The sequence below is a fragment of the Xenophilus azovorans DSM 13620 genome (genome assembly GCF_000745855.1).
Lineage (GTDB): Bacteria > Pseudomonadota > Gammaproteobacteria > Burkholderiales > Burkholderiaceae_C > Xenophilus > Xenophilus azovorans.
The window spans coordinates 57184-77653 of the sequence record NZ_JQKD01000019.1 but is presented as its reverse complement, the minus strand read 5'-3'; the positions used below and the strand labels follow the sequence as shown (position 1 = coordinate 77653).

20 protein-coding genes and 1 pseudogene are annotated in these 20470 nt (G+C 68.9%); 11 read left to right on the top strand and 10 right to left on the bottom strand.

Features of this window, described 5'->3' with window-relative positions:
* Positions 1 to 22: 22 nt before the first annotated feature.
* Positions 23 to 1105 carry an acyl-CoA dehydrogenase family protein gene (locus tag Q392_RS12340; RefSeq protein ID WP_211260234.1) on the bottom strand — a complete coding sequence of 361 codons (1083 nt, stop codon included), beginning with the start codon at positions 1103 to 1105 and terminating at the stop codon, positions 23 to 25.
* A gap of 37 nt (positions 1106 to 1142) precedes the next feature.
* Positions 1143 to 2327 carry an acyl-CoA dehydrogenase family protein gene (locus Q392_RS12335; protein ID WP_038207300.1) on the bottom strand — a complete coding sequence of 395 codons (1185 nt, stop codon included), beginning with the start codon at positions 2325 to 2327 and terminating at the stop codon, positions 1143 to 1145.
* 119 nt (positions 2328 to 2446) lie between these two features.
* On the opposite strand from Q392_RS12335, the gene Q392_RS12330 reads away from it, so the two are divergent.
* Positions 2447 to 3229 carry an enoyl-CoA hydratase/isomerase family protein gene (locus tag Q392_RS12330; protein WP_051953358.1) on the top strand — a complete coding sequence of 261 codons (783 nt, stop codon included), beginning with the start codon at positions 2447 to 2449 and terminating at the stop codon, positions 3227 to 3229.
* Between the two features lie 24 nt (positions 3230 to 3253).
* The gene (locus Q392_RS12325) at positions 3254 to 4081 is read left to right on the top strand and encodes an SDR family oxidoreductase (RefSeq protein ID WP_038207294.1); all 828 of its coding nucleotides are present in this window, start codon (positions 3254 to 3256) and stop codon (positions 4079 to 4081) included.
* Positions 4082 to 4087: 6 nt separating this feature from the next.
* Here Q392_RS12325 and Q392_RS12320 read toward each other — a convergent pair whose 3' ends face one another.
* A complete protein-coding gene (locus tag Q392_RS12320; protein WP_038207291.1) occupies positions 4088 to 4936 on the bottom strand; it encodes a MaoC/PaaZ C-terminal domain-containing protein in 849 nt (282 codons plus the stop codon).
* 111 nt (positions 4937 to 5047) lie between these two features.
* Here Q392_RS12320 and Q392_RS12315 point away from each other — a divergent pair, with 111 nt between their 5' ends.
* Positions 5048 to 5851, top strand: coding sequence for an IclR family transcriptional regulator (locus Q392_RS12315; RefSeq protein ID WP_169748306.1), 804 nt, complete (start codon positions 5048 to 5050; stop codon positions 5849 to 5851).
* A gap of 7 nt (positions 5852 to 5858) precedes the next feature.
* On the opposite strand, the gene Q392_RS12310 is transcribed toward Q392_RS12315, so the two are convergent.
* From Q392_RS12310 to Q392_RS12280, 7 genes and pseudogenes are all read right to left on the bottom strand, one after another.
* Positions 5859 to 6290: a nuclear transport factor 2 family protein gene (locus tag Q392_RS12310; RefSeq protein WP_038207285.1), complete on the bottom strand. Its 432-nt coding sequence runs from the start codon at positions 6288 to 6290 to the stop codon at positions 5859 to 5861.
* A gap of 8 nt (positions 6291 to 6298) precedes the next feature.
* Positions 6299 to 7255, bottom strand: coding sequence for a tripartite tricarboxylate transporter substrate binding protein (locus Q392_RS12305; protein WP_051953357.1), 957 nt, complete (start codon positions 7253 to 7255; stop codon positions 6299 to 6301).
* A gap of 136 nt (positions 7256 to 7391) precedes the next feature.
* Positions 7392 to 7700: pseudogene (locus Q392_RS34190) on the bottom strand (nuclear transport factor 2 family protein); the annotation flags it as partial.
* Between the two features lie 67 nt (positions 7701 to 7767).
* A complete protein-coding gene (locus tag Q392_RS33410; protein ID WP_084217026.1) occupies positions 7768 to 8715 on the bottom strand; it encodes a TauD/TfdA dioxygenase family protein in 948 nt (315 codons plus the stop codon).
* 14 nt (positions 8716 to 8729) lie between these two features.
* Positions 8730 to 9638, bottom strand: a complete 909-nt coding sequence (locus Q392_RS33405) for a cupin domain-containing protein (protein WP_038207273.1) — start codon at positions 9636 to 9638, stop codon at positions 8730 to 8732.
* 26 nt (positions 9639 to 9664) lie between these two features.
* Entirely contained in the window at positions 9665 to 10669 is a 1005-nt protein-coding gene (locus Q392_RS12285; RefSeq protein ID WP_051953355.1) for a Bug family tripartite tricarboxylate transporter substrate binding protein, read from the bottom strand.
* 30 nt (positions 10670 to 10699) lie between these two features.
* Positions 10700 to 11617 (bottom strand): SMP-30/gluconolactonase/LRE family protein, encoded by a 918-nt coding sequence (locus Q392_RS12280; RefSeq protein ID WP_038207270.1) that lies wholly within the window; start codon positions 11615 to 11617, stop codon positions 10700 to 10702.
* Between the two features lie 248 nt (positions 11618 to 11865).
* Between Q392_RS12280 and Q392_RS12275 the strand changes: the two genes are divergently transcribed.
* The 8 genes from Q392_RS12275 to Q392_RS12240 are packed head-to-tail and all read left to right on the top strand — an operon-like array spanning position 11866 to position 20178.
* Positions 11866 to 13011, top strand: a complete 1146-nt coding sequence (locus Q392_RS12275; RefSeq protein WP_038207267.1) for an ABC transporter substrate-binding protein — start codon at positions 11866 to 11868, stop codon at positions 13009 to 13011.
* A gap of 4 nt (positions 13012 to 13015) precedes the next feature.
* A complete protein-coding gene (locus Q392_RS12270) occupies positions 13016 to 13882 on the top strand; it encodes a branched-chain amino acid ABC transporter permease (RefSeq protein ID WP_038207264.1) in 867 nt (288 codons plus the stop codon).
* A 1-nt stretch (position 13883) separates the two neighbouring features.
* Positions 13884 to 15557 carry a branched-chain amino acid ABC transporter ATP-binding protein/permease gene (locus Q392_RS12265; protein WP_038207261.1) on the top strand — a complete coding sequence of 558 codons (1674 nt, stop codon included), beginning with the start codon at positions 13884 to 13886 and terminating at the stop codon, positions 15555 to 15557.
* The gene (locus Q392_RS12260; RefSeq protein WP_051953352.1) at positions 15554 to 16267 is read left to right on the top strand and encodes an ABC transporter ATP-binding protein; all 714 of its coding nucleotides are present in this window, start codon (positions 15554 to 15556) and stop codon (positions 16265 to 16267) included. Before Q392_RS12265 ends, Q392_RS12260 begins: the two co-directional genes overlap by 4 nt.
* A 27-nt stretch (positions 16268 to 16294) precedes the next feature.
* On the top strand, positions 16295 to 17227 hold the full coding sequence (locus Q392_RS12255; RefSeq protein ID WP_038207245.1) for an SMP-30/gluconolactonase/LRE family protein: 933 nt from the start codon (positions 16295 to 16297) through the stop codon (positions 17225 to 17227).
* 9 nt (positions 17228 to 17236) lie between these two features.
* On the top strand, positions 17237 to 18124 hold the full coding sequence (locus tag Q392_RS12250) for a TauD/TfdA dioxygenase family protein (RefSeq protein WP_038207241.1): 888 nt from the start codon (positions 17237 to 17239) through the stop codon (positions 18122 to 18124).
* Positions 18125 to 18154: 30 nt separating this feature from the next.
* Positions 18155 to 19120: a Bug family tripartite tricarboxylate transporter substrate binding protein gene (locus Q392_RS12245; protein ID WP_038207235.1), complete on the top strand. Its 966-nt coding sequence runs from the start codon at positions 18155 to 18157 to the stop codon at positions 19118 to 19120.
* Positions 19121 to 19149: 29 nt separating this feature from the next.
* On the top strand, positions 19150 to 20178 hold the full coding sequence (locus Q392_RS12240) for a helix-turn-helix domain-containing protein (protein ID WP_038207230.1): 1029 nt from the start codon (positions 19150 to 19152) through the stop codon (positions 20176 to 20178).
* The last annotated feature ends 292 nt before the right edge of the window (positions 20179 to 20470 follow it).

Below are 20470 nucleotides of genomic sequence, written 5' to 3'. Positions count from 1 at the left end.
TTGCGTCAGCGCACCTGGGCTCTCACTCCGACAACGCGGCCATCCGCGCGAGGTGAAACGCCTCGTCCCCGAACTGCAGGGTGGTCAGGGTCAGCCGCTTGAAATGCGCGCTGACGTCGAGCTCCTCGCTCATCCCCATGCCGCCGTGCATCTGGACCGCTTCGCGCCCGGCCAGCCGCGCGCACTTGATCGCCTGGACTCGCGCGGCGGAGACTTCCCGCATGCGCTCGGGCGCGGGCTTGGCCAGTGCGGCAGCGGCCACGTGCGCCATCGAGCGGGCCAGCTCCACCTGCACATACATGTCGGCCAGCTTGTGCTGCAGCACCTGGAACTTGGCGAGCGGCGCACCGTACTGCTCGCGCGTCTTCAGGTACTCGCACGTGGTCTCGACCAGGTAGGCCGACGAGCCCACCACCTCGGCGCAGATCGCGGCACTCGCATGGTCCACCGCCAGCGTGAGCAGGTCGGCCGCGCCGCCGGCCGGGCCGACGAGGTCCTCGCGCGCAACGTCGACGCCGTCCAGCGTGAGCTCCGCCGCCGTCTGCCCGTCGTTGCTGCGGTAGCTGCGGACCTTCATGCCCGGCGCGGTGCGGTCGACCAGGAACAGGCTCAGCCCTTCCGGCGTGCGTGCGGATACGAAGAACTTGTCGGCAATGCCGCCGTTGGCCACCACCGCCTTGCGGCCGCGCAGCGTCCAGCCCTTGGCCGTCGCCTTTGCCTGCGTCTCGATGCGCGCGAAGTCCTGGCCGACGTCGTTCTCGAGCGCCGCCAGTGCGAGCTGCAGCTCGCCGCCGATCATCCGCTCCAGCAGCTCGCTGCGCCGCGTGCCGTGCAGACCCTGCTGCAGCAGCAGCCCGCCGACGATCACCGTGGACAGGAAGGGCTCCAGCACGGCGTGCCGGCCGAAGGCTTCCATCAGGATGCCCGCTTCCACCGGGCCGCCGCCGAAGCCGCCGGCGTCTTCCGGCAACGCGGCGCCCAGCCAGCCGAAGCCGGCGAAGTCCTGCCACGCCGTGCGGCTGAAGCCGCCGTCGCGCAGGATCTTCTCGCGCTGCAGGTAGCTGTATTCCTGCTGGAGGTAGCGCTGCGCGGAGTCGCGCAGCATCTGCTGATCGGAGGAGTAGTCGAAATCCACTGTCGGCCTAGATGCGCAGGATGCGGCGCGCGATGATGTTCTTCTGGATCTCGGCGCTGCCGCCGTAGATCGTGAGCTTGCGGCGGTCGAAGGCCTGCTGCGCGTGGTACTCGTCGTCCACCGGCACCACCGGCTCTCCTTCGGGCAGCGTCAGCACGTCGGGCCAGGAGAGCTGCCCGCCCTCCTCGGACATCAGTTCGGTGATGGCCTGCTGCAGCTGCGCGCCGCGCAGCTTCACCACCGAGACCACCGAGGCTTCCGCCTTGCCGGCGACTTCGTCCGCGAGCACGCGGTAGGCGGTGTACTTCAGGGCCATCAGGTCGGCCTCGAGTGCGGCGAGCTTCTCGCGCAAGCGCGGCGTGCGCGCCAGCGGCACGCCGTCGCGCACCGTGCGCCGGGCGAAAGCGCGCGCCTCGGCGAGGTAGCGGGTGGAGGCGCCGAGGCCGGCGCCGACGATGCGCTCGTAGCTCAGCAGGAACTGGGTCATGCTCCAGGCCTCGCCTTCCGGCCCGAGGCGGTTCTCCACGGGCACGTGGACGTCCTCGATCGTCACCTGGTTGACGGCGTGCACGCCGCCCACGGTGATGATCGGCGACACCGTCACGCCGGGCTGGTCCATCGGGATCAGCAGGTAGGAGATGCCGGCCTGCTTCTTCTGCTCCTGCGAGGTGCGCACCAGGCAGAAGATCCAGTTCGATTCCTGGGCATAGCTGGTCCACATCTTGGTGCCGTTGACGACGTAGTGGTCGCCGTCGCGCACCGCGCGCATCTTCAGCGCCGCGAGGTCCGAGCCCGCCTGCGGCTCCGAGAAGCCCTGGCACCACCAGTGCTCGCTGCGCAGGATCGGCGGCAGGAAGCGCTGCTTCTGTTCCTCGGTGCCGTACTCGATGATCAGCGGCCCGAGCAGGTCGATCGCCGGGATGTTGCGACGGGGCGCGCCGGCGAGATGCACCTCCTCGTCCCAGATGAAGCGCTCGATCGGCCCCCAGCCGGTGCCGCCGTATTCCTTCTTCCAGCAATGCCCCAGCCAGCCCTTGGCGGCCAGGATGCGCTGCCAGCGGATGTGATCGTCCTTCGACAGCTTTTCGCCGCGCAGTGTGCGCTGCCGGATGTCGTCGGGCAGCGCCTGCGTCAGGAAGCTCTTCACCTCGGCGCGGAAGGCTTGGTGTTCGGGGCTGAAATTCAGGTCCATGGCGAGCGAAATTAGACCACTCGCCTGCGCACGTCCCAAGCCGCGCGGCTATTCATCACATACATGCCGTCTTGTGCGCGCGTGAACGCGCGCGGGCACGGATTCCTACAATGAATCGCATGAACGAACTCGTTGCCGACCGACTCGAAGGCCGTGTCGCGATCCTCACGCTGGACGCTCCGGAGAAGATGAATGCGATCTCCGTGGAGATGCGCGAGGCGCTGATCGTTGCGCTGCAGCGGCGCTTCCTGGACGACGAATGCAGTGCCATCGTGCTCACCGGCGCGGGCGGCAACTTCAGCTCCGGCGGTGACATCAAGGGCGCGCGCCCCGCGCCGGAGGCGCTGGCCCGCACGATGCGCCACAAGCTGGGCCGGCTGCAGGAAATGGTCCGCCTGGTCATGTCCTCGCCCAAACCGATGATCGCGGCGGTGGAAGGCAAGACCTTCGGCGCCGGGATGTCGCTCGCGGTCGCGTGCGACGTGGTGGTCGCCTCGGAGTCCGCGCAGTTCTGCGCTGCCTTCGGCCGGGTCGGCCTGCTGCCGGACGCCGGCATCCTCTACACATTGCCCCGCCGGGTGGGCGCGGCGCGCGCGCAGCAGTTGCTGCTCAGCGCGCGCAGCGTCGAGGCCCCCGAGGCGCGCGAGATCGGCCTCGTCGACCACGTCGTCCCCGCCACCGACTTGCTGTCGCGCGCGTGCACGGAGGCGCAGCAGATGGCGTCCATCGCGCCGCTCGCGTTCGCCGCCATCAAGTCCTTGGGCAGCGGCGGCTGCGCGACCTTGGAGGACGCGTTCGCCGAGGAGATGCGCCTTCAGCCGATGCTGGCGATGACGCACGACTACAGCGAGGCGCGCACCGCTTTCGCCGAAAAGCGCAAGCCGCAATACCGCGGCTGCTGACGGCCATTCCCCAAGGAGACAACGATGTTCAGCGAAGAGATGTTGGCGGGCAAGCGGGTGCTCATCACCGGCGGCGGCACAGGCCTCGGCAAGTCGATCGGCCGCCGTGCGGTCGAGCTCGGTGCCGAGCTCATCATCTGCGGGCGCCGCCAGGAAGTGCTGCAGCAGGCGGCCGAAGAATTCGACGCCCTCGGAAAGAAGAAGACGCGCGCGATCGCCTGCGACATCCGCGAAGCGGAACAGGTCGCGCAGATGATCGAGCAGGTGTGGGCCGACGGCCCGCTCGACGTGCTCGTGAACAACGCCGCCGGCACCATGCTGTCGAAGACCGAGGCGCTGTCGGCACGCGCCGTCGAGGCCGTGCTGCGCGTGTCGCTCAACGGCGCGATCTACACGACGCTGGAGGCGGGCCGGCGCTGGATCGCCGGCGGGCATCGCGGCGTGCTGATGTACACGCTGGCCTCGGGGTTCGAGGACGGCCGTCCCTTCATGGTGCCGCTGACGGTCGCCAAGGGCGGCCTCGTCACGCTGCTGCGCAGCCTCGCGGTGGAATGGGGCCGCCACGGCATCCGCACTGTCGGCGTGGCACCGGGCAACTTCCCCACGCCAGGCGCGGCGGCGAAACTGCAGACCGGCCGCACCGGGGACCCTGCGAAGGACATTCCGCTGGGCCGCGTGGGCGAACACAAGGAACTCGCCGACCTCTATGCCTTCCTGATGTCGGACCTCGCCTCCTACATCAGTGGCGAGGTCATCGCCATCGACGGCGGCAAGGGCCTGCGCACCAACGGCATCGAGGACCTGTTCGGCTGGTCGCAGGAGCAATGGGACGCCTTGCGTCCCAAGAAATGAAATAGCTCAGGCGAACTGCGCGAACCCGCGGTCCAGCACCACCACCTCGCGCTGGTCGACCCGCGCGCGGAAGGCCACCCCACCCGGCTCGTTCCACACCTCGAGACGGACCGTCTCGCCGGGATACACGGGCCTGGAGAAACGGCACTCGATCATGCGCAGCGACTTGCCCGGGTTGAGCTTCATCAAGCCGTGCGCCGCCACCGAGTAAGTACACAGGCCGTGCAGGATCGGCCGCGGAAAGCCGGCTTTCGCGGCGAAGGCGGGGCTCGCGTGCAGCGGGTTGCGGTCGCCGTTGAGCCGATACCACAAAGCCTGGTTGGGCTCGGTCTGCATCTCGATGCCTGCGTCGGCGGCGCGTTCCGGCACGGCGCGGAAATCGCGCGAGAGCTGCGGCTGGCCGCCGAAGCCGCCGTCGGCGCGGCAGAAGGTGCCGGACTCGATGCGCGCGATCGGCTCGCCGGTGGCCTTGTCGTGCAGCGTGCGCTCCATGATGATGATGCCGCCGCTGTCGGCGCCCTTGTCCACCAGCTCCAGTATGCGGTTGGAAGCCGTGAACGGCACATCCGGGCGCAGTTCGCCCAGCAGTTCCAGGTGCTGCGTGCCGTGCACCAGCATCTGTCGATTGATGCCGAGCTTCGGGTCGGCCATCCAGGGGCCCGGATGTCCCAGCACGATGGGCAAGGTCGGGAAGACCTTCAGGCTCTCCTCGTAGACGTAGCGCAGTTCCTCGGTGTCCATGGGATCGCGGCCCATGCCGATCGACAACGCGAACAGCATCGCGTCCTTGTCGGTGATCACCTGTTCGCGGGTTTCGAACGGGTGGGCGAGGATGGCTTCGGCATTCAGAGGCATGCGCCCATGCTAGAGAACGCGCCTGCCCGCCACAAGCGCGCACGCGACGCCGGGCGTAATCCGCACATCCGTGGAGAGTTGTCCGGCGGCGCTGTGGGTAACATCGCCGCCATGCGCAAGAAGTGGGTTCCCGAGAAGAAGCACGTTGTTGGAGCGAGGCCGGAGCTGCCCGAAGGGGTGGTCAAGTCCGCCGGGCGCGTGCTGCAGATCCTCGAATACTTCGACGAGGTCCAGCGGCCGGCCAACGTCGTCGAGATCGCAGAGATGCTCAAGCTGCCGCAATCGAGCACCTCGGCGCTGTTGCGCAGCCTGGTGGCGATGGGCTACCTGTACTTCGACCGCACGGCCCGCACCTACATCCCGGGCTGCCGCGTGGCGCTGCTCGGAAACTGGGTGAACCATCCCCTGTTCATGGGTGGCTCGGCGCTGCAGTGCATGGAAGAACTGCAGCAGAAGACCGGCGATGCGGTGGTGCTGGCGCTGCGCAACGGCATCTGGGCGCAATACATCCACGTGGTGCAGGCCACCAGCATGGCGCGGCTGCAGGTCACGCGCGGCGCGCTGCGGCCGCTCGCCGCTTCCGGCACCGGCTACGCACTGCTTGCCATCTTGCCCGACACCGAAGTGAAGAAGATCGTGCACCGCATCAACGCCGAGACGCGCAGCGGCAAGACGGCGGCGATCGACACCGAGGCACTGCTGCCGACGCTGGCGGAAGTGCGGCGGCTGGGCTACGCCTTTACCACCGACCTGGTCACGCCCGGCGGCGCGGTGCTGGCGATGCCGCTGCCCGTCACGGACGGAGGCCAGGCGCTGGTGATGGGCCTGGCCGGCATCAGCGAGGTGCTGAAGAAGCGGCGTCCGGAGCTGGTGGGGACCATGCGCGAGACGATCGCCGCGCACTTCCCCGCTTGACGAGACCTCAACGGAACACGTACTTCGTCTCTCGGCGCGCAATGCGCCAGCGCCCTTGCTCCAGGAGGAAGTCGTCGTGGTACTCGCCCATCGCGAACGGCAGCAGGGCCTGGCCCTCCGGGGCGCCGGCTACCGCCTTGAGCACGGTCCAGTAGCTGATCGCCCGAGCCCGATCCGCACCCTGCACGTCGACGATGATGTTGCTGGCGATATGGCGCATGGTCACCGTCCGGTCCCGGCCGCGCAGGAAGCCGGCGATTTCTGCTCGCCCTTTCAATGGCGCCTGTCCGGGCCGGTGCCACTCGCCTTGCTGCGCGAACAGCTCCAGCAGCACATCGTCGTCGAAGGTATCGACGCACCGGCAGTAGCCGATGACGACTTCGCGGATCGCCGCGTCGGCCGCGGCGTCACCGCGTTCGGGGATGCCCCAGTTGTGCATGCTGTCTCCTAGTTGATCCTGATGTTCGCCGACTGGATGACCTTGCCCCACTTCGCGGACTCGTCGGCGATGAAACGGTTTGCGCTCGCCGGCGTGCCGCCGACCGGCGCGATGCCGAAGCCGTTCAGCTTCTCGCGGACGTCCGGCATTTCCAGCACCGCCGCCACGTCGCGCGCGATCTTCTCGGTCACTGGCGCCGGCGTGCCGGCCGTGGTGACCAGCGCGATCCACGTCTCGGCGACGAAGGCGGGCTGACCCGACTCCACCGCCGTCGGCACGTCCGCTTCGGTCGGCCAGCGCTTCGTGCTGCTGACCGCGAGCGCCCGCAGCTTGCCGGTGCGCAGATGCGGCGCCAGCGGCTGGATGGCGTCGAAGATCATCGACACCTGTCCCGACAGCACGTCCGGCAGGGCCGCGCTGCTGCCGCGATAAGGCACGTGCAGCATCCGAATGCCGGCAGTCTGCGCGAACAGCTCGCCCGCGAGGCGCGCGCCAGAGCCCTCCCCGTTGGAGGCGAAGCTCAGTTTGCCAGGCTCGGTCCTGGCCTGCGCCACCAGTTCCTGCAGCGTGCGCGCGGGCACCTGCGGGTTCACCACGAGCATGAAGGGAATGGTGCCGACGATGCTCACTGCAGTCAGGTCGGCCAGTGGGCTGAACGGCATCTTCGGCTGCAGGAACGGATTGGTCACGTGCGCGGCCGGGACGGCCAGCAACGTGCGGCCATCCGGCCTCGCCTTCGCCACGTAGTCGGACCCGGTGATGGCATTTGCGCCCGGCTTGTTCTCCACGATCACCGGCTTGCCCCAGCGTTGTGCGAGCTTGGCGGCAAGCAGCCTGGCCACCGCATCGTTGGAACCGCCGGCGGTGTACGGGCTGACGATCTTCACCGTGCCGGTGGGAAATTCCTGGGCACCGGCGGCTCCAGCCAACAGCAGCAGCAGGGCCGGCAGGAAGCGGAGGATCACGGTTGCTCCTTGCGCAGGGATGCGGGGATCTCGGGCGGCTTGTAGTCGGCGAGCGGAACAGGTGGGTCGCGCGGTGCTCGAGGATGCGCCAGCCCCCGGCCGCAGGGCCGAAGACGTCGCGATACAGCACGATCAGTTCCGGCCGCTCCGGCATCACCGCCGGACGCTGGCCGTCGGCGTCGGGCGCGCTGTACATCACGCACCAGGTGGACCCGCGGGCGCGCTCGTCGCTCTCCACCTCGATCGAGCAGGTGGTGAGCATGTGCACGTCGAACCAGTGGCGGTTCTGCGCGTGCCGCTGTGCCCACAAGTGGCTGAAGAATGTCCGTATCTCGGCGTGGCTGCGCATCGGCGCCATTCCCGGGCGTTCCCAGACCAGTTCAGGAGCGAATACGTCCACCAGGCCGTCGATGTCGTTCAGATCCAAGGATGCGGCGTAGCGCATCATCAGTTGACGGCAGGCACCCTCGATCTCCGCGCGCTGCGCCGTGGTGAGGCCGCTCATCGCCGGCTCACGCCTGCGCCGCCAGCGCAGGCCGGTCTTCCGCGACGGTGGTGCGGCGCAGTTCCCGCACGTACTTTTCCTCATCGAAGGGCATGGCGCGATGCATGGTGCAGCGGTTGTCCCACATCACCAGGTCGCCGGGCTTCCACACGTGCGCGTGGACGAACTGCGGCTGCGTCGCATGGGCCGTCAGTGCCTCCAGCAGCTTGCGCCCTTCGGCATGCGGCATGCCGACGATGCGCTCGGCGTGCGAGGCGAGGTACAGCCCCTCGCGGCGGGAGCCGGGGTGCACGCGCACCAGCGGGTGCACGCTGGGCGGCAGACTGCGGCGTTCGTTCTCGTCGAGCGGAGGCGAGCCGGGGACCAGGCTGCGGGAGTAGGCCAGCGAATGCTCGACCTGCAGGTTGCGCAGCTGCTCCCTGCGCTCTTCCGGCAGCGCGTCCCACGCCGCGCGCATGTCGGCAAACTCGGTGTTGCCGCCCTCGGCGGGCAGCTTCTTGGCGCACAGGAAGGTGTACTTGCCCGCCGGGTTGCGAAACGAGTTGTCGGTGTGCCACAGCTTGGTCGTGAGCTGGTACAAGCGGCGCGGGTGGTCCATGCCCAGCTTGAATCCGTGCTCGTCGATGTTGGAGATGTCGCTGAGCTCCTCCTTGCGCAGGCGCCGCTCGATGTCCTGCCGGTGAACGGTGATCGAGCGCTGCGGCTCGCCGAACATGTTGGAGAAGCGCAGCTGCTGCTCGTCGTCGATCTGCTGGTCGCGGAACACCAGCACACCGTGGCGGTCGATCGCCGCGGTCAGCGCAGCGGTGGTCTCCGTGTCGAGCGGCTGGCGCAGGTCCAGTCCCACCACCTCGCCGAAGAAGTGCGGGTGCAATTGATTGACCTGGAAGCGAACTGGAGCACCTTCGCCTGCGGCTGCGGTGCTATTCGCCTTCGGAACGGCCGTGCGGTTCATGCCTCTCTCCTCCTTCAGGCAGTCCAGGCGAAGCCCGGGTTGCGCAACTGGTAGTAAAGCGCCCCGTCCTGCACGACGAAGGACTTCATCATGCGGGGGCCGCGGTTGTGGTGCGAATGCCCGGCCTGCGGCGGTGTCACCATCAGCCCGAAGGGGATCCAGTCGACCTTCTGGTCGCCCACCATCGAGTAGATGCCCTCGCTCTCGATCGCCAGCGTCAGGGCGGCGGCGTTGTGCCGATGGGGACGCTGGTTGCCGTCCTGCTCCAGCGTGTTCACCGCGGCGGTCATCGACGGCAGCATGCTGCGCATGCCGCCCAGCGGTGTGGTGGCGAAGATCACCGACTTGCCGGCGGTCTTCTGCGGGCCGGTGCGCTGGTGCACCAGGCCCAGTTTCTCGTCGATGATGCGGCCGTCGAACCAGGCGGCTTTCACCACCGTGTTGCGCGCGGCCTCCGGGGCCCGCGCGCCCGCGTAGGCGAGCTCGGGCTCGTTGGTGAAGCACACCAGCAGGCTGTCGGTCGCGGCTTCGTGCCGAGTGCGGCTCGCCCCTGGAAGCACGAAGACGTCGCCGGCGCGCCATGTGATGCGCGTCGCTCCGCTCCCGGCGGTGGTGCCTTCGCCGCGTGCCACATAGTAGATCTCGCCCGTGGCCTCGAATGCATGCTCCAGGCTCTCGCCGGCGCGCACCACCACGTAGCGCGCCAGCATCGCCGGCGTCGTGGCAGCAAAGGCGGTTCCGAGCTTCGCCGAAAGGTCCATCGCGATCAGGCCCGTGGGGCAGCCGGGCGCCAGGACACGGGCCTGCTCATCGGCGAACAGGTGCGGCGGCACGTTGGCCAGGCCGCGATCGAAGGCGCCCTCGGGCACGTAGAAGATGGCGTCGCGCGCGGTGGCAGCGTTGATTTCGGTAGCGGGTTGCATGTGTGCTCCTGCTGAAAGGCGGACGGTCAGTCGAACTTGATCGCGGCTTTCTCGACCACCCCGGCCCAGTGCTTGAACTCCGCGTCGAGCTGCGCGGAGAACTTCTCCGGCGTGGTCGCGACGCCCAATTCCACGCCCGTCGCGCTCAACCGATCCATCAGGTCGGGTTCGGTGGAAGCCCTGGTGATCGCCTGCGCCATCGCGTCGACGAAGGGCTTCGGCGTGCCTGCCTTCATGAACGCGGCGAACCAGGAGGTGAGGTCGACGCCCGGATGCCCCAGTTCGGCCGTGGTCGGAACGCCGGGCAGCTGGCCGCTGCGCTTCGGCCCGGCGACGGCGAGCACCTTGATGCGGTTCTGCTTCAGCAGATTGGTGGCGCCGACGATGCCCATCACGGCGAAGTCGTTGTCGCCCGCGATCAGGGCCTGGCTGAATTCTGCGGTGCCCTTGTAGGGAATGTGCACGCTCTGCGTGCCGAAGGTCTGGTTGAGCATCTCGCCGCCCAGGTGGGTGAGGCTGGCCATGCCGTCGGAGCCGTAGTTCAGCTTGCCGGGCTCTGCCTTCAGCCGCTCGGCGAGCTCCTTGTAGCTGTTGATGCCCGACTTCAGGCTCGCCACCACCACCAGCGGCGAAGCGCCCAACAGATTCACCGGCACCAGGTCCTTGCGCGCGTCGTAGGGCGCCGGCAGCTTGCGGTAGCTGTTGATCACGTGGGAAACGACCTGGGTCGACAGCGTGCCGAAGTAGATCGTGTGGCCGTCGGCCGGCAGCTGCATCAACTGCTGCACGGCCGGGACTCCCTGCGCGCCCGGCTTGTTCTCCACGACCACCGGCTGGCCGAGGTACTTCGTCAGCTTGTCGGCGTAGCTGCGGCCGGTCAGGTCGGTGGGACCGCCGGGCGGATACGGGATGATGAACCGCACGGGCTTGGTGAAGGGGCTGGCTTGCGCGAAGGCAGGCGCCGTCGCGACGACGCCGAGCGCGAAGGCAAGGCCGACGCAGCCGGCGACCAGGGAGGTGAGGCGGGTCATGGAGTCTCCTTTTTGGAATGCGGTGAAAACTCAGTGCGCGAGCTCGAGTCCCGCGCGTGGCCAGTCGAGGGCGACCAGCCGCCCCGTTCCGGAAAGGGTGACGTAGGCGGTGCGCAGGCCGGCGCCGCCGAAGCAGATGTTGGTGACGTACGGATCGCCCTCGATCGGCACGTGCTCGACCAGTTCACCCGTGGGCGACACCACGGTGATGCCCGCCTTGATGATCGTGGCGATGCAGATGTTGCCGTTCGCCTCGACCGCGAGCGAGTCGAAGCGCATGTACTCGGAGGCGGCGTGCAGGAGTCGTCCGCCGTTCGGCGAGGCCGGCCAGGGCAGCGGATCGATCTCGCCGGGCCCCTTCAGGCTCCAGGCCCACAGGCGGGCGGTCTCGGTCTCGGCCACGTAGAGCGTGCGGCCATCGGGCGACAGGCCGATGCCGTTGGCCGTCGTGACCGGAAAGACGACTTCGCGGATGGCGCTGCCGTCGGCACGGGCGTAGTAGATCGCGCTGCGGTCGAGCTCGCGCGGCCGGCCCTTGCCATGGTCGGTGAACCAGAAGCCGCCGTGGGCGTCGAACACGAGATCGTTGGGCCCCTTGAGGCGCACGCCGTCGCAACTGTCGTAGAGCGTCTCGACGTGCCCGGTGGCGAGGTCGACGGTCTGGATCGAACCGCCGCTGTAGCCTGCGGGCGTGCCATGCGGCAGCAGCCAGTCGCCGCGGCGGTCCCAATTCAGTCCGCCGTTGTTGCACACGTAGCAGAGGCCGCCGGGCCCGAGCGCCATGCCGTTGGGACCGGCGCCGGTCTCGGCCAGCACGCGGCGGCCGCCGGCGGCGTCGCACGCGACGATCGTTCCGCCGCCGACTTCCACGCACGCGATGCCGCCGTCCGGCAGCACCGCCGGCCCTTCCGGGAACCGCAATCCGTCCAGCATCACTTTCAAGTGCATGTCTCCGCGCCCACAGGCATTGATGGCACGCAGTCTAGGTGCCACCCGGTGCGTGCGCTACAGCGGCCCGGCGAATCGCATGAGTGTGTTGAATTCCCTGGCGCGCGGGGTGCGGAGATCCGGGTCAACCCTGAGCGGAGCACGTATGTGTTGAATTGAATGGCCCGCGGGAGCTCCGCATTGCGGCCGCCGGGCACCGGCCATAGAGTGACCCTCACCGTGGCTCCGCCGCGGACCGAGGAGACATCATGAAGAGACGCAGCGTCACTGGACTGGCAGCGGCACTCGCGCTCGGCCCCACGGCGCGTTGGGCCTTCGCCGCCGACCCGCCCACCATCAAGATCGGCGCCGTCTACGCGATGAGCGGGCCGGCCAACTACTACGGTACGGTGATGAGCCGGGGAATGAACCTCGCGCTGGAGGAAGTCAACGCCCGCGGCGGCGTCGACGGCATCAAGCTCGAGGCGGTCATCGAGGACCACAAGAGCGGCAAGGCGGAGGAAGGCGTGGCGGCCATCAACCGGCTGGTGTCGCTGCACGACACCCACATCGTGCTGACCTCGTTCTCGGCGCCGACACTGGCGATGGCGCCGATCGCGAGCGAGAAGAACGTGCTGCTGCTCAACGGCGGCGGCGCCTCGCCCAAGATGATCGGCGCCTCGAAATACCTGTTCCACAACCGGACCATGTATTCGGAGCTGGGCGTGGCCTCCGTCGGGCCGGCGCGCGAGTTGGGGTCGAAGCTCGGCATCCTGGTGTTCAAGGTGGACACCGGCGACGACGTGGTGAAGGCGGTCACCCCGCTGTGGAAGCAGGCGGGCGGCAGCATCGTCGCCCAGGAACTGGTGCCTGCCGGCTCGACCAACCTCGACACCCAGATCGCCAAGATCAAGGCCGCCAACCCCGACGTCGTGGGCGTCTGGCTCACCGCGCCGGACGCGGGGCTGGCCATCAAGCGCATCCGCGAGTTCGGCATCCGCGCGCCGCTGATCGGCCTCGACTGGACCGGTGACGATGCCAAGGTGGCGGGCGCGCATGCCGAGGGCTACCAGTACGTGGCGGACTACTACCAGCCCGGCGGAGAAGGCTGGCCGGGCGAGTTCGCGAGGAAGTACGAGGCGCGCTACGGCGAGAAGCCGGACCTGTTCGCCGCCAACTACTACGAGTGGGTGCACGTGCTCGCGCTGGTGATCAAGCGGGCGCGCGCCAAGGGCGGCGACTACCTCATGGGCGACAAGCTGGCGGCAGCGCTGCTGGAGAGCCCCACTTTCGACAGCGTCTACGGCGGCAAGATGACGTTCCTGCCGAGCGGGCTGGTGCGCAAGCGCGCTGCCCTGTTCAAGGTGGACGCGGCCGGCAAGGGGGTCTTCCAGCGCTTCCTCGAAGTCCGCTGACGGCATGGAGCTGCTGCTCCAGCTGGCTGTCAACGGCATCGCCAATGGCAGCACCTACGCCCTGCTGGCGGTCGCGTGGGCGCTGATCTTCAGCACGACCCGCGTGGTGCACTTCGCCTTCGGGCCGTTCTACACGCTGGCCGCCTACCTGGTCTGGTCGGCGGCCATGCCGCTGAAGCTGCCGCTCGCGCTGGCCGCGGTGCTCGGCATCGCCGCCGCCGCGCTGGCCGGCGTGCTCAGCTACCTGCTGCTGTACCGCTCCTTCGAGAAGCGCAACGCGCCGCCGGTGGTGGTGATGATCGTCTCGCTCGGTCTGTTCATGATGCTGGAGAACGCGATCGCCATCGGCTTCGGCACCAGCGCGAAGGTGGTGCAGGGGCTGCAGCTGCCGGTCCTCCTGCTCGGCCCGGTGTTCGTGACGTCGGTGCAGTTGCTGCAGGTCGCCTCGCTCGCGGTGGTCGGGGGCGCGCTCGCGTGGTTCCTCGCCCGCGCCCGCAGCGGCCAGGCGATCGTGGCAATGACGGACAACCTGGAGATGGCCCGCATCATCGGCATCGACACCTTCCGCGTGTCGATCCTCGTGTTCGCCATCGGCACCGCGATCTCCGCGGTCTGCGCCACCCAGATGCTGCTGCGCGACGGCGCGGTGCCGCACATGGGCTTTCCGGCGGTCTTCATCGCCTTCGTCGGCGTGTTCGTGGGCGGGGTCGGGTCCCTGCGCGGTGCCGCGCTGGCCGGCATGCTGCTCGGCCTGGTGGAGAACGTGGGCATGTGGGGAATCCCCACCGAATGGCAGGGCAGCATCTCCTTCGCGCTGCTGTTCGCGATTCTGCTGGTGCGGCCGACCGGCCTGTTCGGCGCGCGGAGCTGACATGGACTACCTGCTGCACATCTGCGTGATGGTCACGATCTACGTGATCCTCGCCTCGTCGCTCAACCTCCTGATCGGCTACGCCGGACTGTTCGCCCTCAGCCACGCGGCCTTCTACGCGCTCGGCGGCTACGTCACCGCGATCCTCACCACGCGCTATGGCCTGCCGTTCCCGCTGCCCCTGATGGCCGCCGCGGGCATCGGCGGGCTGGTCGGGGCGGCGGTGGCACTGCCGGCGATGCGGGTGGCCGGCTTCTACCTGGTGATCGTCAGCCTCGCGCTGCACGTGCTGGTGCTGTCCGTCATCGAGAACGCCAAGCCGCTCACCGGCGGCGTCGAGGGCATCAACAACATCCCGCGCATCGTCCTGGGCGCCTGGCGCGTGGACAGCGCCGCCCGCATGCTGCCCCTGTCCACGGTGCTGGCCGTGCTGTCGCTGTCCGTCGCCTGGCGGGTGGCGCACTCGCCCTTCGGCCGCGCCCTCAAGGCCATGCGCGAGAACGAGCAGGCCGCGCAGGCGATCGGCAAGAACATCGTGGGCCTGAAGATGCGCACCTTCGCCGTGGCCTCGGCGCTGGCGGCGGCCGGCGGCTACCTCTTCGCGCACTACGTGACGCTGGTGAACCCGGCGAGCTTCGGCATCGACGTCGTCAACGCCATCCTGGCCATGATGATCTTCGGCGGCAGCGGCAACCTCGCGGGTTCCGTGGTCGGCGCGGCGGTGCTGGTGGTGCTGCCCGAGCTGCTCAAATTCGTGGAGCTGCCGGTGGATCCCGACAAGAGCCGGCAGGTGATCTACGGGCTGCTGCTGATCCTGGTCATGCGCTACCGCCCGGAAGGCCTGCTGCCCGAGCGCACCTCTGCGCACTCCGGGCGCCACCGCGACGCCCCCGCGGCACAGGGCAGCGTTCCCGCCGCGCCGGCAGCCACCCTGCAGGGGCGCGGACTGGTCAAGCGCTTCGGCGGCATCACCGCGGTCGATGGCATCGACATCGTGCTGCCGCCCGGGCGCATCACCGGCATCATCGGTCCGAACGGCGCCGGCAAGACCACGGCGTTCAACCTGCTGACGGGCTTCCTCCAGCCCACCGCGGGGGTCGTCACGATCGACGGCCGGCCGCTCGCCGGCATGAAGCCGCACCAGATCGTGCAGCAGGGCATCGCGCGGTCGTTCCAGGACCTCAAGCTGTTCCCGCGCATGACGGTGCTGGAGCACGTGGTCGTCGCGCTGCCGCGGCAGGCGGGCGACCGCTTGCGCGCGGTGTTCTTCCGGCCGGCGGCGGTGGCCCGGGAGGAACGCGCCAACCATGCGCGGGCGCTCGCCATCCTCGACTACGTCGGCCTGCGCGGCATGGCGGACGAACTGGCGATCAACCTTTCGTACGCCGAGGAAAAGCTGCTGAGCGTGGCGCGCCTGCTCGCCACGGGCGCCGGCGTGCTGCTGTTCGACGAGCCGCTGTCGGGCCTGGACGGGCGCGCGATGGACGAGGTGATGCCGCTGCTGCGGCGCCTCGCCGACGAGGGCCGCACCGTCTGCATCATCGAGCACAACCTGGACGTGATCAAGGGACTGTGCAGCCACGCCTACTTCTTCGACGAAGGGCGGGCGATGGCGCAAGGCGAACCGGGCGAACTGCTGCGCAATCCGGTGCTGGCCGAGAGGTACTTCCGGTGAACGCGCCCGTGCTGGAGGCGCGCGGCCTGCGCGCCGGCTTCGGCGCCAAGCCGGTGGTGCACGAGGTGGACCTCGCGCTCGGAGAGCGCGAGATCCTGCTGCTGCTGGGGCACAACGGCGCCGGCAAGACCACCCTGCTGCGCACGCTGTTCGGGCTGCTGCCGGCGCTGGCCGGTGCGGTCTGGCAGGAGCGGGCCGACGCCACCCGCCGGACCCCGGCGCAGAACGTGGCCTGCGGCCTCGCCTTCGTGCCGCAGGGCCACGGCGTGTTCCGCACCCTCACCGTGCGGCGCAATCTCGAACTCGCCGCGATCTCGCTGCCCGGCGGCGTGCGCGCGCGCGACGAGCACCTCGAACGGGTGCACGCCATGTTCCCGATCCTGGCCGAGCGCGCCGGGCAGGTCGCAGGCACGCTCTCCGGCGGGCAGCAGCAGATGCTGGCGATCGGCATGGCCCTGATGCATGCGCCGCGGATCCTGCTGCTCGACGAACCGTCCATCGGCCTCGCGCCGATCCTGGTCGACAAGGTGATGGAAAGCATCGCCGCGATCCGCGCCACGCTCGGCACCGCGGTGCTGCTGGTCGAGCAGAACGTGAAGCAGTCGCTGCCGCTCGCCGATCGCGTCGCCATCCTCAAGCAGGGCCGCAAGGTCTACGACGGCGCCCCCGCCGCGTTTGCCGACCGGCGCGTGCTGCTCGACTACTTCTGACCGTTCTTCCGAAAGAGAGGTGATTCCATGGACAGACCGATGCGCATCGTCACCGAGGGCCTGCGCTTCCCCGAAGGGCCCATCGCGATGGACGACGGCTCCGTGCTGGTCGTCGAGATCGAAGCGGGGCGCCTGACCCGCGTGCGCCCCGACGGCGGCAAGGAGACCGTCGCCACACCGGGCGGCGGGCCCAACGGCGCTGCAATCGGGCCGGACGGCCACTGCTACCTGTGCAACAACGGCGGCTTCAACTGGCACGAGGATGCGCAGGGCCTGCGGCCCACCGGGCAGGCGGACCACTACAGCGGCGGCCGCATCGAGCGTGTCGACCTCGCCACCGGCCGCGTCGAAGTGCTGTACACGCACGGGCCGAAGGGTCCGCTGCGCGGGCCCAACGACATCGTGTTCGATCGCCACGGCGGGTTCTGGTTCACCGATCTCGGCAAGGCCCGCGCGCGGGACGTCGACCGTGGCGGCGTCTACTACGCGCGCTGCGACGGCAGCCGCATCGACGAGGTGATCCACCCGATGTCCTTCCCCAACGGCATCGGCCTGTCGCCCGACGACCGCCGCCTGTACGTGGCGGAGACCGACGCGGGCCGGGTCTGGGCCTTCGACCTCGCGGAGCCGGGCCGGATCGCGCGCAAGCCCTGGCCATCTCCCTACGGGGGCGAGCTGGTGACGGGCCTTCCGGGCTACCAGCGCCTCGACTCGATGGCGATCGAGGCGGACGGCAACATCTGCGTGGCCACCGTGATGGAGAAGGCCGGCATCAACGTGATCGCGCCGGACGGCCAGTTGGTGGAGAACGTGCCGCTGCCCGACATGTTCACCACGAACATCTGCTTCGGCGGCCCGGGCCTGCGGACCGCCTACATCACCCTCTCCAGCACCGGCCGGCTGGCCGCGCTGGACTGGCCGCGCGCGGGCCTGCCGCTGCACCACCTCAATCCGCGCTGAGAGGTCGGCATGCGAATCGAACCGCTGCGCGCCGGCTTCGGCGCCACCATCCAGGGCATCGATCCCGCACGTGAGGCCGATGCATCCCTGCGGGCCGCCCTGCAGGACGCGATCGACCGCCACGCGGTGCTGGTGTTCCCCGGCCAGCGGCTGGACACCGAAGGCCAGCTGCGCTTCAGCCGGATCTTCGGCGAGCTGCAGCCGACGCTGGCCGCCCGCCGCGACGGCGCCGCCGCCGCGGGTCCACGCGAGGTGGGCAGCATCGGCAACGTCGACGCGCTCGGCCGCACGGTCGGTGCGGGCGAGCGCCAGCGGATCCTGCAGCTGTCCAACCTGCTGTGGCACACCGACGAGGCGTTCTCCGTGGACCGGGGCCGCTACACCTTCCTGTCGGCGCACGTGGTGCCGCCGGAGGGCGGGGCGACCCAGTTCGTCGACATGCGCGCGGCCTTCTCGGCGCTCCCGGTGCGCGAACAGAACCGGCTCCTGCTGCTGCGCGTGCGCCACTCGCTGGCCCAATCGCGCCGGCTGGCGGGCACGCCGGCGCTGGCCGCGCTGGAGGAAGACCGCTTCCCGGCGGTGTGGCACCCGCTGGTCCACGCCGCGGCCGACGGCCGCCTCGCGCTCTACCTCGCCTCCTACGCCTGCGCCATCGAGGGCTGGAACGACGACGACGCGCGGCGCGAGATCGATCGCCTCATGGCGGCAGCAACCCGGCCCGAGCTCGTGCTGGAGCATCGCTGGCGCGAAGGCGACCTGGTGATGTGGGACAACTTCTGCACGATGCATCGCGGCACGCCCTTCGACGACCAGCATCACCGGCGCCAGCTGCGTCGCACCACCGTTTCCGAAAGCGGGGCCCGCGCGCGGCGCACCGCTCTGACGGCCGCGGCCTGATCCCTTTCCTTGCCTTCCTGGAGTTTGTCGATGACTGCCTTGTTCCGCTTCCTCACCGCGGCTGTGCTCCTGCTTGCTGTGGTCCCCGCCGCTCTGGCGCAGGCGCCCTTCCCTGGCCGGCCGATCCACCTGATCGTGGCTTACGCGGCCGGCGGGCCGACCGACATCTTTGCGCGCCTGCTGGCCGAACGGATGAAGGAAGAACTCGGTCAGCCGGTGGTGGTGGAGAACCGTCCCGGTGGCAACACCGTCATCGCTCTGCAGGCTTTGCAGCGCGCGCCGGCCGACGGCTACACGATCGCGATCGCGGCCACCAGCATGTTCGCCCAGCCCTACACCACGAAGGCCTTCACCTTCGACATGCTGTCGGACTTCAGCCCCGTGAGCTACCTCGTGGAGGGCCCGACGCTCGCCTTCACCAGCCCGCAGTCGGGCATCCGCAGCTTTCGCGAACTGGTCGAATTCGCGCGCGCCAATCCCGGCAAGACGAACTACGGGTCGCAGGCGGCCGGCGACCTGACGATCGGCCTGCTGACGAAGCTGTCGGGCATCGACGTGGCGAAGGTGCCCTACAAGGGCAGCAGCCCCGCGCTGCAGGCGCTGATGACCAACGAGATCCAGCTGCTGTTCGACTCCACGATCTCCACCAAGTCCTTCATCGATGCGGGCCGCATCCGCCCGATCGGCATCGCCAGCAGCCGGCCCTATGCCGCCCTGCCGCACCTGGAGGTGATCGGCAAGTCGGCGGTGCCGGGCTTCCGGACGGTGCCGACATGGTTCGGGCTGATCGGTCCCAAAGGGATGCCGGCCACCATCGTGCAGCGCCTCAGCGAAGCCAGCCGCGCCGCCGTGGTCCACCCGGACCTGCGCAAGCGGCTCGACGAATGGGGCGTCGAGCCGCTGGCCGGCGGGCCCGAGGAACTGCTCGCCACGATGCGCGACAGCCTGTCGATCTACAAGAGCGCGGCCGAGGCCGTGGGGATGCAGCCGCAGTAGGCGGCTGCGTTCACCGCCAGCACCGAGCCATGAAGACCGAAGAGCAGCCCCGCATCCCGTTTGCGCCGCCGGTCTACATCCGAAGCACGATGGACTGCCTGAGCAGCCTCGGCATCCGTCCGTCGACCGTGCTGTCCAATGCAGGCCTGGCCTGGCAGGACCTCTGCGACGGCCAGCACATGGTGGACTTCGAGGTCTTCCGTCGATTCGTCGCCTATGCCATCCGGTGCAGCGGCGAGCCCGACCTGGGCCTGATCGCCGGATCCATGCTCCAGCCCTATCACACGCCGGTGGGGATCGGGGCAGTGACGAGCGACAACCTGGGGCATGGCCTGCGCTTCCTGTGCCGGCATGCCCGGCTGATCTTCGGGCGTCTGGAGTTCAGTCTGCACAACGGGCCGCGATGGAGCACCCTCACGGTGAAGCCGATCGTGCCGCTGTGCGAGACGCATGTCTTCGTCATGCAGACGATCGTCGGCGCGCATTGCCGGCTGCTGGAGGCGATCCTGGGGCGACCCGCGGACGAGCTTGCCTTGGGGCTGCCCTACCCCCGCCCTGCGGGCAACGACCTTCCGTGCCTGCGTTACGTTCGCAAGGTCAGCTTTGATCAGGACTGCCTGTCGCTCGAACTGCCGGTGGAGCTGCTTCGGTCGCCCAGCATCGCGGCGGATGCAAAGGCGTTTTCCGAAGCTGAGCAGCTCTGCCAGAAGATGGAATCGGAACTGGTGCACGGTGCGTTCGTGCAGCGTGTGCGGCGTGCGCTCCTCGAGCGGCTCGCAGCCAACCCGGATGCCGGCGAGTTGGCCCGGGAGCTGGGCATCTCCGCGCGAGCGCTGGTGCGAAGACTCGCGGAGGTCGGCTTGACCTACACCGAGATCAAGGACGAACTGCGCAGGACGCATGCCGCCTGGCACCTGCGCCATACCGAGCTGTCGATCGAAGGCATCGCAGCGCAGCTGGGCTATGCCGATCCCACGAACTTCACCCGCAAGTTCAAGGACTGGTACCTGGTCGCCCCGAGCAAGATGCGGCAGGCCATGCGGGTTGCATCGCCATGAGCGTTGTCGTGATTCGGCAACACGAATGCCAATCTCCCAGGTCGACTTTGCATGGTTATCGGCTGACTTTGCATGAATGACTCCGCTCTCGAGGCGCAGTCCTGATGGAATCTCGACAACTTCCCAAAGGGAGGTTGGCCCGGGGTGAGCCCTTCGCGCCGGGGCCCTATGTTCAACCTTGGAGACACTTGCATGAAAAAGAATCTGGTTGCCCTGGCTGCCCTGGCTGTTGCCGGCGCTGCCTCGGCTCAGACAACATGGCCCCAGCCCGCGTTGAGTCGCGAGGGGCCAC

Excerpts from the sequence above, each read along its gene's own strand:
- Q392_RS12255 (WP_038207245.1), top strand. The coding sequence starts at position 16,295 with ATGGACAGACCGATGCGCATCGTCACCGAGGGCCTGCGCTTCCCCGAA.
- Q392_RS12330 (WP_051953358.1), top strand. The coding sequence starts at position 2,447 with ATGAACGAACTCGTTGCCGACCGACTCGAAGGCCGTGTCGCGATCCTC.
- Q392_RS12325 (WP_038207294.1), top strand. The coding sequence starts at position 3,254 with ATGTTCAGCGAAGAGATGTTGGCGGGCAAGCGGGTGCTCATCACCGGC.
- Q392_RS12335 (WP_038207300.1), bottom strand. The coding sequence starts at position 2,327 with ATGGACCTGAATTTCAGCCCCGAACACCAAGCCTTCCGCGCCGAGGTG.
- Q392_RS12270 (WP_038207264.1), top strand. The coding sequence starts at position 13,016 with ATGGAGCTGCTGCTCCAGCTGGCTGTCAACGGCATCGCCAATGGCAGC.
- Q392_RS12285 (WP_051953355.1), bottom strand. The coding sequence starts at position 10,669 with ATGACCCGCCTCACCTCCCTGGTCGCCGGCTGCGTCGGCCTTGCCTTC.
- Q392_RS12275 (WP_038207267.1), top strand. The coding sequence starts at position 11,866 with ATGAAGAGACGCAGCGTCACTGGACTGGCAGCGGCACTCGCGCTCGGC.
- Q392_RS12340 (WP_211260234.1), bottom strand. The coding sequence starts at position 1,105 with ATGCTGCGCGACTCCGCGCAGCGCTACCTCCAGCAGGAATACAGCTAC.
- Q392_RS33405 (WP_038207273.1), bottom strand. The coding sequence starts at position 9,638 with ATGCAACCCGCTACCGAAATCAACGCTGCCACCGCGCGCGACGCCATC.
- Q392_RS12310 (WP_038207285.1), bottom strand. The coding sequence starts at position 6,290 with ATGCACAACTGGGGCATCCCCGAACGCGGTGACGCCGCGGCCGACGCG.
- Q392_RS12240 (WP_038207230.1), top strand. The coding sequence starts at position 19,150 with ATGAAGACCGAAGAGCAGCCCCGCATCCCGTTTGCGCCGCCGGTCTAC.
- Q392_RS33410 (WP_084217026.1), bottom strand. The coding sequence starts at position 8,715 with ATGAACCGCACGGCCGTTCCGAAGGCGAATAGCACCGCAGCCGCAGGC.
- Q392_RS12265 (WP_038207261.1), top strand. The coding sequence starts at position 13,884 with ATGGACTACCTGCTGCACATCTGCGTGATGGTCACGATCTACGTGATC.
- Q392_RS12280 (WP_038207270.1), bottom strand. The coding sequence starts at position 11,617 with ATGCACTTGAAAGTGATGCTGGACGGATTGCGGTTCCCGGAAGGGCCG.
- Q392_RS12250 (WP_038207241.1), top strand. The coding sequence starts at position 17,237 with ATGCGAATCGAACCGCTGCGCGCCGGCTTCGGCGCCACCATCCAGGGC.
- Q392_RS12320 (WP_038207291.1), bottom strand. The coding sequence starts at position 4,936 with ATGCCTCTGAATGCCGAAGCCATCCTCGCCCACCCGTTCGAAACCCGC.
- Q392_RS12245 (WP_038207235.1), top strand. The coding sequence starts at position 18,155 with ATGACTGCCTTGTTCCGCTTCCTCACCGCGGCTGTGCTCCTGCTTGCT.
- Q392_RS12315 (WP_169748306.1), top strand. The coding sequence starts at position 5,048 with ATGCGCAAGAAGTGGGTTCCCGAGAAGAAGCACGTTGTTGGAGCGAGG.